Source organism: Streptomyces amritsarensis (assembly GCF_001953875.1).
In the GTDB taxonomy this organism is placed as follows: domain Bacteria; phylum Actinomycetota; class Actinomycetes; order Streptomycetales; family Streptomycetaceae; genus Streptomyces; species Streptomyces amritsarensis.
Genome location: NZ_MQUR01000006.1, coordinates 134,177 through 147,384, shown reverse-complemented (window position 1 = coordinate 147,384; position 13,208 = coordinate 134,177). Strand labels below are relative to the sequence as shown.

Sequence of the window (13,208 nt, the reverse complement as noted above, 5' to 3'; positions counted from 1 at the left end):
GGCCGGGCGGGGCCGGCGCCGCACCGTCGCGCCGGCCCCGCCCCTGCCGGAGACAGCCATGTCACAGCACCCTGAAGAGAACGGGCTCGCTCCCGACGACGCCCTGCTCGTACGCCCCTACATCGCCCCGTCCGGCCCGCCGGCCCAGGCGGAGGTCCCCGCGTGGCCGCAGACCGGTCCGTTCGCCTTCCCCGGCCCGGAGCACGACGCCGGACACGACGCCACGCACGCCTTCGGACACAGCTCGGAGGCCGGGGCCGGGGCCGGGGCCGGGGCGCGGGCGGGGGTGCCCGCCGCGACCGCCGCGCCCCCCGCTCGCGGAGCCCGGCGAACCGCGCGCGCCGGCCGGCGCAGCCGGCTCCCCGTGGCCGTGGCCGGCGTGCTCGGACTGGCGGCAGCCGGTGCCCTCGTGCTCCTGCTGACCGGTCCCGACCCGGAGCGGCCCCGGGCCGAGGCGCCGGCCGACCTGTCGCTGCCGGCCCTCCCGGACCGCAGCCCGGACGCGGCAACGGGATCCCCCGGCCCGCCGTCCGCCCGGTCCGCCGAACCGTCGGCCTCGGCGACCGGCGCACCGACGGGCCCGGGGACGACACCGCCCGCCGCCCCGAGCGCATCGGCGCCGCGGCCGTCGAACGCGTACGTGACCCTTCGCATGGGCGACAGCGGGCCCGAGGTGCGCGCCCTCCAGGAGATGCTCTACGGGCAGGGGTTCACGTACGTGGCCGTCACCGGCGTCTACGACGGCCAGACAAAGCGCGGTGTCGGCCAGCTCCAGCGCGACCGCTCCATCAAGGGCGACCCCCAGGGCGTCTACGGGCCGAACACGCAGGCCGCCATGGAGTAGCGGGCGTCCGTGGTTCAGCGGCCGCCCGCGACCCGCAGCACGGTGCCCGTCGTGTAAGAGGCGTCCGGGGACAGCAGCCAGGAGATCGCCCCGGCGATATCCTCGGGCCGTCCGGGCCGCCCGAGCGGGGTCGCGGCCCCGATGCGGGCCGCACGGTCGGGGTCGCCCATCGCGGCGTGCATGTCGGTCTCGACGGTGCCGGGCGCGACGGCGTTGACCCGGATCCCGTCCGGGCCCAGCTCCTTGGAGAGCCCCACGGTCAGGGCATCGGTGGCCGCCTTGGTCGCCGCGTAGTGCACGTACTCCCCGGGACTGCCCAGGGTGGCCGCAGCCGAGGAGACGTTCACGATCGCGCCGCCTCCGGACTCCGCCATGTCGCGGGCGGCCCGCCGACAACACAGCAGGTATCCGAGGAGGTTGACCTCGACGACCCGGCGCAGGTCCTCGGTGCGGGTGTCGGCGAGCCGGCCCAGCGGTCCCGTCACCCCGGCGTTGTTGACCAGGCCCGTCACCGTGCCGAGTTCGGCGCCGGCGATGTCGAAGAGCCGCTCGGCCCCGCACTCGTCGGCGGTGTCGGCCCGTACGGTCACGCAGCGGGCCCCGGCCGCCCGTACGCGACCGGCGACGGCCTCGGCGGACGCCTCGTCACGGATGTAGCCCAGCACCAGGTCGTGTCCGTCCGCGGCCAGTCGCAGACACGTGGCCGCACCGATGCCCCTGCTGCCGCCCGTGACGACGGTGACCGGACGACGTGACATGGGAGCCTCCTGCGGGACGCGGATCGCGGATCGTGGAGCGTGCCCGTGCGGGCCCGTGCGGGCGCGTGCGGGAGCCCGTCGCGTCGCACGGTGCGGCAGGCTAACACCGTGATAATCGCTGGACCAGCGAAAATGGTGGAACGGAGAGTGGCGTATCACCGATGCGCCGCACCGCCCGGCGGCCCCGACCGGGCGTGTCGGTCTCGTCCATGACAACCCGTTGGAGGCCCTCCATGTCGACCCTGCGCGTCACCGTCGAAGGACTGACCGTCCACGAACATCCCAACGCCGACGCGTTGGAGCTGGCCCAGGTGGGCCTCTACCGAGCGGTGATAGCCAAGGGCGCCCACCGCACCGGTGACTTCGCGCTCTACATCCCCGAACAGGCCGTGCTGCCCGCCGCTCTGATCGAGGAACTGGGCCTCACCGGACGGCTCGCCGGCGGCAATGCCGACCGGGTCAAGGCGGTCCGGCTGCGCGGCGAACTCTCGCAGGGCCTGGTGTGCCGCCCCCGCGCCCTCGCCGACGTCGACCTGGCGCAGGCGGCCAAGGAGGGCACGGACTTCGCGGAGCTGCTCGGCATCACCAAATGGGCCCCGCCGATACCGACCACCATGAGCGGCGACGTCGAGGCCGCCGCCGACCTGCTGCCCTGGGTGGACATCGAGAACCTCCAGCGCTATCCCCACATCTTCGAGGCCGGCGAGCCCGTCGTCCTCACCGAGAAACTGCACGGAACGGCCAGCCTGTTCACGTACGTCGTCGAGGGCGGACGCTCCATCGTCTCCTCGAAGGGCTTCGGCGCGAAGGGACTCGCACTGAAGGAGGACGGGCGCAACCTCTACTGGCGCGCCGTGCGCGGCCACGGAGTGCCCGCCGTCGCCGAGGCGCTGGCCGAACGCCTCGGCGCGACCCGGGTCGGAATCTTCGCCGAGGTGTACGGCGCGGGCGTCCAGGACCTGGCCTACGGAACGGACGTGCGCACCGCCGACGCGCCTCCCGGATACGCCGTCTTCGACGTGTCCGCGGAGATCGACGGACAGGTCCGCTGGCTGGACCCGGCCGCCGTCCTCGCGGACGGCGAACTGCCGCTCGTGCCACGGCTGTACGAAGGCCCGTACGACCTGGACACGGTGCTGGAGCACGCGAGCGGACGCGAGACGGTGTCCGGGCGGGCCGCGCACCTGCGCGAAGGCGTGGTCATCCGCCCGGCGACCGAGCGGTACAGCCCCGTCGTGGGCGGCCGCGCCATCGCCAAGGCGGTCAGCCCGGCCTACCTGACCCGCAAGGGCGGCACCGAGTACGAGTGATCGCCCAGGGTGTTGCGACGCCTGCGACCGACGCCCTGACCACGGCGAGACCCAACAGGGGGAGCCGCCGGTGGTGGGGCCCCTGCCGCACCGGTGTCCGTCCCTGCCGCGCACGCCGGCGGCCCCGCCCCACCGCCGGCACGGTGGGGAAGGGTCCTGTGCACCCCGGAGCGGTCGTGCACCCCTGACCGGTCGTGACCCCTGAGTGGTCGTGCACCCCTGAGCGGCGGCCGTGTCCGACCTGCCGGGGCGCCGTGCGCGTGGTGGGATGGGCCCGGGGCGGGGTCCACCAGCACACCGAGAGGTCGGGTACATGTCCGAGTCGGGCCGGAGCGGCCAGGAAACCATGCGGGCGATGGCGTACGAGACGTACGGCGGGACGGAGGTGCTCCACGAGGCCCGGCTGCCGCTGCCGAAGGTCGGCCCCGGCGAGGTCCTCGTCCGGGTCACGTGCGCCGCCGTCAACCCCGTCGACTGGAAGATCATGGCGGGCGGGCTCGACCCCCTCATGGACGTCGTGTACCCCGTGGTCCCAGGCTGGGACGTGGCGGGCACGGTCGAGAAGGTCGGCATCGACGTCCCCGAGTACGCCGAGGGCGACGAGGTCATCGCCTACGCCCGCAAGGACTACGTGCACGGCGGGACCTTCGCCGAGTTCGTCACCGTGCCCGTCCGCGCCCTCGCGCACAAGCCCGCCTCGCTGAGCTGGGCCGAGGCCGCCGGACTCCCGCTCGCCGGGCTCACCGCCTACCAGCTGCTCACCCGCCTCGGCACCGGCAAGGACGACACCGTCCTCATCCACGGCGCCGCCGGCGGCGTCGGCTCCCTCGGGGTGCAGATCGCCCGCGCCCTCGGCGCCCGCGTCATCGGCACGGCGTCCCCCCGCAACCACGACCGGGTGCGCGAGCTCGGCGCCGAACCGGTCGAATACGGCGACGGCCTCGCCGACCGCGTCCGCGCCCTCGTGCCCGACGGGCCCACCGTCGTCGCGGACTTCGTCGGCGGGGTCGGCGGCGTCACCAGAGAGGTCCTCCACGACGACGGCCGGCACGCGTCCATCGCCGACCCCAGCGTGCTCGGATCCGGCGGCGAATGGATGTGGGTCCGTCCCGTCGGCAGCGACCTGGCCGAACTGGGCCGACTCGCCGACAGCGGACAGCTGAAGGTGCCCGTCGCCAAGACGTTCCCGCTGGCCGAACTGGCGGCCGCCTTCGAACTCAGCCAGGGCGGCCACACCCCCGGAAAGATCATCATCGAGGTCTGACCCGCACGACCCCGCCCGGACCGTGTCCGCGCAGCGGCTCCGGCGGCCCCGTTCAGGCGCCCAGGTCCGGCACCTCACCGCCCGCCGCCCAGGACACCTCCACCCCGCGCAGGCCGGCCCGCCAGCGGTCGGCCGGCCCGGCCAGCCGCGCCGCGTCCGGCGGCGCGGCCCCCAGGCCGATCGCGTACCGGGCCAGGCCCGGCCCGGACTCGAAGGGGCGGGGCCACGCGTGCGCCCCGGTGACACCGGCCTCCTCCAGCGCGCCGAGGAACGCCCGCAACCGCCCGCGCACCCGGCCCCGCACCTCCTCGAACTCCTCCTCGGCCGCCCGTACGGTCACCACCGCCCAGGCGGCGTGCCGGCGGTGCGGCGCCGGTGCGGCCGCCGCCAGGGCTTCGACGCCGAGCCCCGACTCCAGCAGCTCCCATGCCCCGTACAACTCCTGCACCAACAGGTCCCGCAGACCCGGCGACACCTGGGCGGTACAACTGCGCACCGGCTCCGACGGGGTGAGCACCGTGACCGGATCCGGATCCGGATCCGGATCCGGGCCCGGCGCAGCCGCGGGCACCGGATCGGGCCCCGCGGCCGGCCCCGCCCACGAGACCGGCTCGCGCCAGTCCCAGGCGGCCCACCTGCCGAAGAACTCCCGCACCAGCGCGTCGGGAGGCAGGGCCCCCGCCTGCCGGACCGTGCACGCCGCGAGGACCGACCAGGCCACGCCCGGCAGGCCCCCGAACGGTGCCGAGTCCAGGCCCCTGGCCCGCGCCCACGCCTTCACCCGCCGTGCGAGCCCGGCGAACGCGGCATGCTCCGCACCCACCGCCTCCCGTACGGCGTCGGCGTCGCTCACCGCGCTCAGCGCGACGGCGGCGGCCTCACCCAGCTCCGCCCGCCGCGTCACCGCCAGCGCCGGATCCAGGCCGCCGCTGGCGACCACCACCAGGTCGACGGACAGCGGCCCGACACCGAAGCGCAGGCCCGGCACGCGGGCCCCGGTCACCTCGCGCAGCCCGCGGGCCTGCGGCAGCGCGCCCGCCACCCGCTCGCGCACCAAGGCCATGTCGACCGGTCCCGGGAGTGCCGCCACCAGGTCCAGATCGGCGCCCGGCAGGTCGCAGCCCATCCGGCGCGAGCCCGCCACGTGCACCCGCGCGCCCGGCAGCGCGGCCCCGATGCGCGCGGTGACCGACTCGGCGTGATCGGCACCAGGCTCCGACCGGTGCTCCGGCAGGGGCTCCGGGGCCCAGCGCACCTCGCCCGTGCCCAGGGCCACCGTCGCCCGCACCCGCATCGGGCCGTCCCCGCGCCGCGAGAGCACGGCCAGCTCCCCGACCCGCGCGGACACGCCCCCGCCGAGACGCGCCGCGAACTCGGCGACCGCCCGCTGCGGATCCCGGCTGCGGCCCAGCGTCAGATGCGGGGTGTAGCCCCCGTACGCGCCGGAACGCCCCCGGCATCCGGGGAACCGCGCCTCCAGCGCGCGCCGCAGTTCCAGCCACGGCGCCTCCCCGGCCGCCGCCGGATCCAGCCAGACGGCGGCCTCCTCACGGTGCCCGAAGCTGTGCACGCCCTCCAGCCGGGCCTCGAACGGGGCGGTCTCCGCGGCCGCCTCGGCCAGCAGCGGGACGGCCTCGGTGAAGGAGGACTCCGGTACGAAGCCGAAGAGCACGTTCACGTGCGCGGGCCAGCGGCCGTCCGCAGGGTCGTGGTCCCGGCGGACCTCCCGTACCGCGGCCGGGAGGCGAGGCGGCAGCCACGCCACCGCCGTACGCACCGTCGCCGGCACGTCGAGCCGAGCCGGCGACGGTGCGCACGGCGTCCCGAACTCCACCGTCGCCTCCACCCCGAAGTGGTCCGAGACGAACAGCCCGTCGGCTGCCGGGCGGTCGCCGCGCAGCGCCGCCCGCATCACCCGGGCCGGGGTGGAGCCCAGCAGGATCCGGTCCAGCCGGCTCGCGCGGCCCGTCAGCGAACCCACCGCGGCCAGCGGGTTGGCCACCGGATCGAAGGTCGGCGTGGTGTCCGCCGCCCCGTGCACCTCGCACCAGGCGTCCCGCATGCCGAGCGCGGCGGCGGGCCCCGCGACCCCGTGGCGGCCGTCGTTGAAGTCGCCCAGCAGGGCCACACCGGCTTCGACACCGCCCAGGCCCTCCGCGAGCCGGGCCAGTTCGCCCTCCCGCCGCTCGTGCCCGTTCTCGGTGTGGTCGCTGGTCAGGTGGGTGGCGGCGACGACCAGCGGCCCCGCCGCGGTGTCCACCGTCACGGCCGTGACCGCCTTGTGCGCGCGCAACACGTGCAGGCCCGCCTCCCGCACCGGCAGCCGGCTCAGCACCAGCAGCCCGCACTCGGCGACGTCCCGGCCGCCGGGATCCGTGCCCAGGGTGTACCCGGCCCGCACCCACGGCGCCGCCAGCAGCATGCCGAGCAGCTCCGGCTCGACCTCCTGGAGCGCGATCACATCGGCGTCCGAGGCGGCCAGATCGTCCAGCAGGAGCGGCCGGCGCCGGGCGGTGGCGATGCGCGGGGCGTCGTAGCGGTCCCACAGGGTGTTCCAGGTCAGCAGCCGTACCGAGGACGGCGCCGCCCCCGCCTCCACGGGGCCGGCCTGCGCGGGACGCCAGGCGCCGCCGCCCGCCGGATCCCAGGCGTACGGGGTCCGCGCGGTGAAGAACGGCGCCCGCAGCAGGCGCGGATCACGGACCCGGCCCGCGGAGGTCACGTCGATCACGTCCACGCCGGTGGCCCGGTCCCACACCAGCTCGCCGTCGGCCTCGACGAACAGCACCCGGTGCCAGGGGATGTCCCCGCCGGGCACGAAGGAGGGCAGGGGGACCCGCTTCGGTGCCGCTCCGCGCTGGAGCAGGCCGAGCACGAACCGCGCCGGATCGAACCGGGGGTCCCAGCGGACCTGGTGGTAGAGCTGCTCACTGGTGCGCATCGAAGCCCCCGCCCGTCGTGACCGGGCCCGCCGCAAGCGTGCCCGCCGTGTCCTCCACGTCCCCGCCCGCGCCGACGTACCACGTACGGTGCGCCCTGCCCGCGTACGGCGGGCTGAACCGGTGCAGCTGCGAGGCCAGCACCTGCGGCGGCACCGGGTGCGGTCGCACGCCGTTGCGGCGCTCCAGCTCAGCCTCCTCGACCAGCACCACGGCATGGGTGACCAGCGCGTCGCGGCGGCGCGCGACCGCCCCGGCCAGACCGCGCTGCTGGTCGGTGAGCGACGTGGCGTCCCACACGACCGTCCCGCCGCGGGCCAGGGCCGCGTCGAGCCGGTCCAGACCCTCGCGCAGCACGTCGGCGTTGGCCCGCTGGTCCGTGCGCGAACCCCGGGCGGTGCGCAGGTCGTCGAGGCAGACGTACGCGTCCACACCGGGCAGGCCGCGGCCGAAGGTGCTCTTCCCGCTGCCCGAGGGGCCGCACAGCTGCACCAGCCGGGGAAACGATCCGTCGCGCCACTGCCACGTCGCCGCCACGGCCTCCTCCACGGCGGCTCCGGAGATCCTGCCGTCCGCGAACGCGCGCCGGGCCTGCGCCCAGCAGCGGTCGGCAGCGTCCGCGTCCAGGCCTGCGAGGGGCTCCCGCAGCGCGGCGCGCAGGGACTCCAGCGGATCCGGGCCGCCGACCAGGCCCGCCTCCTCGGCCCACAGCGCGGACCACTCCACGCACTCGCGCGCCCCCGGCCCGTCGGCCAGTGCCCCGGCGAGCGCGTGCAGCACCCCGAGATCGGCGGCCGCGGCCATGCGTACGAGCCCGGCCCGCCGATCGGCGTCGGGGAACGGCCGCTGGAGGTACGGGTACAGCCCGAGCAGGTCGCCGACGCGTCGGGCGAGTCCCATCCCGGCCGGTCCCGCGGCGAGCCGTGCGGCCACGCGGGCCCGCGGCTCGCGGCGCAGCGCGGCGGCGAGAACCCCGGCCAGCCGGTCCTCGCCGGTCCGCCCCATGGCGTCGATCCGGGCGGCGGCCTCGAAGACGTCGGCGATGTCGGCGGCCGTGTCCGGGTCCGTGCCGACGGCCGCCGACAGGGCCCCGACATCGGGCTCGGCTCCCGAGCGGACCGCCCACAGCGGGGCCGCCGGACCGAGCCCGTTGGGCACGACCTCCGCGTACATCCAGTGGGTGCCGGTCTGCACGTGCCCGCCCCGCACCCACTTGGCCACGCGACTCCCGAAGTCCGCACGGGCGAAGCCGGCGGCCGCGCGCACGACGTAGCCCTCCTGGCGGGCGGTGTCGAGCCTCAGCCTGCGCAGCGTGCGTTCGTCGAACGTGCCCCGCCACAGCACGCGCGGGGTGGGCACGCCCAGGCCCCGCAGGAACCGTACGGTCCGGTCCCAGTCGAGACAGTGCTCCCCGTCCCACACCGAGAAGCCGTAGAACCAGCTGTCCAGGTCCTCGTACGGGATCGAGTGGCGTGCGTAGAGGTTCTCCCCGCACACCCGCCACCCGGCCGGGATGCCGGGTCCGATCCGCCCCTGGAGGGCCTTGACCCAGGCTCGTGAGGGGTGGTGCCCGGAGTCGAGCGAGCGGGCGTGCAGCCCGTCCGCGTACAGGGTGGTGTTCTCCCCGTCGAGCTTCTCGGTGACCACGACCTCCCGTCCGGCCAGCCCCGCGGACCCGGCGGCCCGGACGTCGTCCGCCGAGGCCCCGGGCGACCAGGGCAGATGGGGCGTACGGGGGTAGTGGGTGCGCATGATCCGCTCCGGCTCGACGACGGGGTCCGCCGTCACTGTAGGTATCCGGGACCGGGCGGATCCACCCAATTCAGCGGCACAGGGCCACGATGGCCGGTGACACCGTGCCCTTGGCCGCCTCGCACAGCGGACCCATGTCGTACGAACGCCCCGGGACGGGCCGGGGCTTCGCCGGAGCCGCCGGCTGCCGGCGGGCCTTCGCCCGGGGCGCGGGCTTCGCCGGTTTCACGGTTCTCACGGTCCTGGGCGCCTCGGCCCTCCGCGGCGCGCGCACCGGCCGGGCCGGCAGGTCCGCGGCGGCGGCCGGCCGGTGCGGCGCCGACGCCGGTGCGAAGACGGGGTCGTCCGGCGCCGGCGCGGTCTGCCCGGACGGCACCGACGGCACCGACGGCACCGACGGCAGCCGGACCAACGGTCCGGCCACGGCCGCGGGTTCACGCGGCAGCCCGCGGTCCGCGGCGGGAGCCGGCTGCGGCGGCTCCGGCGCGGGCACCGGAGCGGGATGCACCGTCACGCATCCGGAGGCCATGACGAGCGCGGCAAGTGTCAGGGGCAGGGCCCGGCGCAGCTGCATCCGACCACCCTGCCGCACCGCCGCCGCGCGGGCCGCGCCGATCACACGGTCGGGTGACTGCGGCCCCGCGACCCGAAACCTCTCGGCGAGCGCGGCGGCGGCACCCGCCACCCGCTCCACGCGGTGCGGCGAGCACGCTCCGTGCCGGCCCGGCCGGAAGCCGGAGCGGATCCGGGCGATCGAACATACGATGGGCGGGAACCGGCGCGGGCGGCTCGCGGCCCCGCCGGACCGGGCCGCCCCTGGGAGACGCATGACACAGGCCGCCGAACCGGCGCGGACCGTCATCCTGACCGTGGACGACGATCCCGGAGTCTCCCGCGCCGTCGCCCGCGACCTTCGCCGCCACTACGGCGCCGGGTACCGGATCGTGCGCGCCGAGTCCGGCGAGTCCGCGCTGGAGGCACTGCGCGAGCTGAAACTGCGCGGCGACCTGGTGGCGGTGATCCTGGCCGACTACCGCATGCCGCAGATGAACGGCATCGAGTTCCTCGAGCAGGCCCTGAACGTGTACCCGGGCGCGCGGCGCGTGCTGCTGACCGCCTACGCCGACACCAACGCGGCGATCGACGCGATCAACGTCGTCGACCTCGACCACTACCTGCTCAAGCCCTGGGACCCGCCCGAGGAGAAGCTCTACCCGGTCGTCGACGACCTGCTCGCCGCGTGGCGGTCCAGCGACTACCGCCCGGTCCCCGCCACCAAGGTCGTCGGGCACCGGTGGTCGGCCCGCTCCTCGCAGGTGCGGGAGTTCCTGGCGCGCAACCAGGTGCCGTACCGCTGGTACTCCTGCGACGAGCCCGAGGGACGCCGGCTGTTGGAGGCGGCCGGGGCCGACGGACAGCGGCTGCCCCTGGTCGTCACGCCCCAGTGCACCGTGCTCATCGAGCCCGCGCCGGCCGACCTGGCCGCCCACGTGGGGCTCGCGACGACACCGTCCGCCGACTTCTACGACCTCGTCGTGATCGGCGGCGGCCCGGCCGGGCTCGGCGCGGCCGTGTACGGGGCCTCCGAAGGCCTGCGGACCGTACTGGTCGAGCGGTCGGCGACCGGCGGGCAGGCCGGGCAGAGCTCCCGCATCGAGAACTACCTCGGCTTCCCCGACGGCGTGTCGGGAGCGCAGCTCACCGAACGCGCCCGCCGCCAGGCCGGCCGGTTCGGCGCCGAGATCCTCACCGCGCGCGAGGTCACCGGCCTGGAGGCCGTCGGCCCCGCACGCGTCGTCCGCTTCTCCGACGGCTCGTCCGTCGCCGCGCACAGCGTCATCCTGGCGACCGGGGTGTCCTACCGGCAGCTCATGGCGCCGGGCTGCGAGGACCTGACCGGCCGCGGGGTGTACTACGGCTCCTCGCTGACCGAGGCCGCCTCCTGCCAGGGCCACGACGTGTACATCGTGGGCGGCGCCAACTCCGCCGGCCAGGCGGCGATGTACCTGTCCCGGGGCGCGAAGTCGGTGACGCTGCTGGTGCGCGGGCCGTCCCTGGCGGCGTCGATGTCGTACTACCTGATCCAGCAGATCGAGGAGGCGCCGAACATCTCGGTGCGCACCCGGACCGCCGTCGAGGCCGCGTACGGCGAGGAGCACCTGGAGCGGCTGTCCCTGCGCGACGTCGACAGCGGTGGGACGGAACTCGTCGACGCCCAGTGGATGTTCGTCTTCATCGGCGCGGCCCCGCTGACCGACTGGCTGGACGGCACGGTACTGCGCGACGACCGCGGGTTCATCCTGGCCGGCCCCGACCTCACACCCGACGGGCGGCCGCCCGCCGACTGGCCTCTGGACCGGCCGCCCTACCACCTGGAGACCAACATTCCCGGCGTGTTCGTCGCCGGTGACGCGCGGGCCCGGTCCGCCAAGCGCGTCGCCTCCGCGGTCGGGGAGGGAGCCATGGCCGTCATGCTCGTCCACCGCTACCTGGAGCAGTCATGAGCGGGCGGCCCGTGCGCTGCGACCCGCAGGAGATCGCCTCGCTGTTCCTGTTCGAGAAGCTCACCCCGCAGCAGCTCGGGCAACTGTGCGCCGAGGGGCGCGTGGAGCGCTTCGACACCGGCCCCGTGTACACCGAGGGCGACCCCGCGTCCTGCTTCTACGTGATGATCGAGGGCACCGTCGTACTGTCCCGCCGGGTCGGCGGCGACGACATCGAGGTCAGCCGCACCTCGCAGCGCGGCGTGTACGCGGGGGCCATGCAGGCCTACCTCGGCGACCGGGTGCCCCAGACGTACACCAACTCGATGCGGGTGACCGAGCCGACCCGGTTCTTCGTGCTCCCGGCCCTGGCGTTCTCCGACTTCATGCAGGAGTGGTTCCCGATGGCCGCGCACCTGCTGGAAGGGCTGTTCTTCGGCGCGAAGAACACCCAGCGGGCCATCGGCCAGCGCGAACGGCTGCTGGCCCTCGGGTCGTTGTCCGCCGGCCTCACCCACGAGCTCAACAACCCGGCCGCGGCGGCCGTCCGGGCCACCGCCACCTTGCGCGAACGCGTCGGCAAGATGCGGCACAAGCTGGCCGTCATCGCGCAGGGCCACTACTCCCGCGAGGCGATCGCCGACCTCATCGAGGTCCAGGAGCGCACGGTGGAGCGCGTCGCCAAGGCGACGGCCCTCAGCCCGCTGGAGGCCTCCGACCGGGAGGACGAGCTCGCCGACTGGCTCGACGACCACGGCGTCGCGGAGGGCTGGCGGATCGCGCCGACCTTCGTGCAGGCCGGACTGGACGTGGACTGGCTGGAGCAGGTCGCGGCGGCCGTCGGCGACGACATCCTCCCCGGGGCCGTCGGCTGGCTCAACTACTCGGTCGAGACCGAGCTGCTGATGGACGAGATCGACGACTCCACCACCCGCATCTCCCAGCTCGTCGACGCCGCCAAGCAGTACTCGCAGCTCGACCGGGCCCCCACCCGCGTCGTCGACGTCCACGAACTCCTCGACAGCACCCTGCTGATGCTGTCCGGCAAGATCGGCCCCCGGGTGCGGGTCGTCAAGGACTACGACCGCACCCTGCCGGACGTACCCGCCTACCCGGCGGAGCTCAACCAGGTGTGGACCAACCTCGTCGACAACGCCGTCTTCGCCATCGGGAGCACCGGAGGGGACGGCACCCTGACGGTCCGCACGGCACGGGAGGGCGACCGGCTGCTGGTGGAGTTCCGCGACACCGGACCCGGAATCCCGGCCGACATCCGCAGCCGCATCTTCGACCCCTTCTTCACGACCAAACCGGTCGGCGAGGGCACCGGACTCGGCCTGGACATCTCCTGGCGGATCGTCGTCAACAAGCACCACGGCAGCCTCCAGGTCGAATCCGCCCCCGGCGACACCCGCTTCCAGGTACTGCTGCCGCTGACCGCACCGGAACCGGACCCCGACCCCGGGAACCCGGCCGGAACCGAGACCGCCGAGGAGCCCGCATGACCGACATCAAGGGGATCGACGCCGGCGTCCCGCCGACCGGCACCGGGTGCGCCGACTGCGACGCGGCCGGCGGCTGGTGGTTCCACCTGCGGCGCTGCGCCCAGTGCGGACACGTCGGCTGCTGCGACTCGTCGCCCGGCCGGCACGCCACCGCCCACTGGAAGGCCACCGGACACCCGCTGGTGCAGAGCTTCGAGCCGGGCGAGGAGTGGTTCTGGGACTACGACGGCAACGAGATGTACGAGTCCGGGCCCGCCCTGGCCCCGCCCGGCCACCACCCCGCGGACCAGCCGGCCCCCGGACCGGCCGGCCGGGTGCCCGAGGACTGGACGCGCCGGCTGCACCGCTGACCC

10 protein-coding genes are annotated in these 13,208 nt (G+C 75.3%); 6 read left to right on the top strand and 4 right to left on the bottom strand.

Annotated features, from left to right (window positions below):
* Nucleotides 1-844, top strand: an 844-nt coding sequence (locus AVW11_RS04850; RefSeq protein ID WP_206281876.1) for a peptidoglycan-binding domain-containing protein, incomplete at its 5' end; no start/stop codon positions are given.
* 14 nt (nt 845-858) lie between these two features.
* Here AVW11_RS04850 and AVW11_RS04845 read toward each other — a convergent pair.
* Nucleotides 859-1,602, bottom strand: a complete 744-nt coding sequence (locus AVW11_RS04845) for an SDR family NAD(P)-dependent oxidoreductase (RefSeq protein WP_030848574.1) — start codon at nt 1,600-1,602, stop codon at nt 859-861.
* Between the two features lie 233 nt (nt 1,603-1,835).
* On the opposite strand from AVW11_RS04845, the gene AVW11_RS04840 reads away from it, so the two are divergent.
* A complete protein-coding gene (locus AVW11_RS04840; RefSeq protein ID WP_076043347.1) occupies nt 1,836-2,912 on the top strand; it encodes an RNA ligase (ATP) in 1,077 nt (358 codons plus the stop codon).
* A gap of 346 nt (nt 2,913-3,258) precedes the next feature.
* A complete protein-coding gene (locus AVW11_RS04835) occupies nt 3,259-4,176 on the top strand; it encodes an NADP-dependent oxidoreductase (RefSeq protein WP_107423235.1) in 918 nt (305 codons plus the stop codon).
* Nucleotides 4,177-4,228: 52 nt separating this feature from the next.
* Here the strand turns inward: AVW11_RS04835 and AVW11_RS04830 are convergent, their stop codons facing one another.
* The 3 genes from AVW11_RS04830 to AVW11_RS37070 form a co-directional block, all read right to left on the bottom strand.
* Nucleotides 4,229-7,117 (bottom strand): poly(A) polymerase, encoded by a 2,889-nt coding sequence (locus AVW11_RS04830; protein WP_076043345.1) that lies wholly within the window; start codon nt 7,115-7,117, stop codon nt 4,229-4,231.
* The gene (locus AVW11_RS04825; protein ID WP_076043364.1) at nt 7,104-8,867 is read right to left on the bottom strand and encodes an RNA ligase family protein; all 1,764 of its coding nucleotides are present in this window, start codon (nt 8,865-8,867) and stop codon (nt 7,104-7,106) included. Before AVW11_RS04825 ends, AVW11_RS04830 begins: the two co-directional genes overlap by 14 nt.
* Before the next feature lie 70 nt (nt 8,868-8,937).
* Complete coding sequence (locus AVW11_RS37070; protein ID WP_143568808.1) at nt 8,938-9,441, bottom strand: hypothetical protein; 504 nt, start codon at nt 9,439-9,441, stop codon at nt 8,938-8,940.
* A gap of 253 nt (nt 9,442-9,694) precedes the next feature.
* On the opposite strand from AVW11_RS37070, the gene AVW11_RS04820 reads away from it, so the two are divergent.
* The 3 genes from AVW11_RS04820 to AVW11_RS04810 are packed head-to-tail and all read left to right on the top strand — an operon-like array spanning nt 9,695 to nt 13,205.
* Entirely contained in the window at nt 9,695-11,371 is a 1,677-nt protein-coding gene (locus tag AVW11_RS04820) for an NAD(P)/FAD-dependent oxidoreductase (protein ID WP_060179735.1), read from the top strand.
* Nucleotides 11,368-12,855, top strand: coding sequence for an ATP-binding protein (locus tag AVW11_RS04815; RefSeq protein ID WP_076043344.1), 1,488 nt, complete (start codon nt 11,368-11,370; stop codon nt 12,853-12,855). Before AVW11_RS04820 ends, AVW11_RS04815 begins: the two co-directional genes overlap by 4 nt.
* Nucleotides 12,852-13,205: a UBP-type zinc finger domain-containing protein gene (locus tag AVW11_RS04810; protein WP_076043343.1), complete on the top strand. Its 354-nt coding sequence runs from the start codon at nt 12,852-12,854 to the stop codon at nt 13,203-13,205. The genes AVW11_RS04815 and AVW11_RS04810 overlap by 4 nt, the downstream gene beginning before the upstream one ends.
* Nucleotides 13,206-13,208: the final 3 nt, after the last annotated feature.

What these genes read in the sequence shown, in the direction of transcription:
- AVW11_RS04845 (WP_030848574.1), bottom strand. Translation starts at nt 1,602, where the DNA reads ATGTCACGTCGTCCGGTCACCGTCGTCACGGGCGGCAGCAGGGGCATC.
- AVW11_RS04840 (WP_076043347.1), top strand. Translation starts at nt 1,836, where the DNA reads ATGTCGACCCTGCGCGTCACCGTCGAAGGACTGACCGTCCACGAACAT.
- AVW11_RS04835 (WP_107423235.1), top strand. Translation starts at nt 3,259, where the DNA reads ATGCGGGCGATGGCGTACGAGACGTACGGCGGGACGGAGGTGCTCCAC.
- AVW11_RS04830 (WP_076043345.1), bottom strand. Translation starts at nt 7,117, where the DNA reads ATGCGCACCAGTGAGCAGCTCTACCACCAGGTCCGCTGGGACCCCCGG.
- AVW11_RS04825 (WP_076043364.1), bottom strand. Translation starts at nt 8,867, where the DNA reads ATGCGCACCCACTACCCCCGTACGCCCCATCTGCCCTGGTCGCCCGGG.
- AVW11_RS37070 (WP_143568808.1), bottom strand. Translation starts at nt 9,441, where the DNA reads ATGCAGCTGCGCCGGGCCCTGCCCCTGACACTTGCCGCGCTCGTCATG.
- AVW11_RS04820 (WP_060179735.1), top strand. Translation starts at nt 9,695, where the DNA reads ATGACACAGGCCGCCGAACCGGCGCGGACCGTCATCCTGACCGTGGAC.
- AVW11_RS04815 (WP_076043344.1), top strand. Translation starts at nt 11,368, where the DNA reads ATGAGCGGGCGGCCCGTGCGCTGCGACCCGCAGGAGATCGCCTCGCTG.
- AVW11_RS04810 (WP_076043343.1), top strand. Translation starts at nt 12,852, where the DNA reads ATGACCGACATCAAGGGGATCGACGCCGGCGTCCCGCCGACCGGCACC.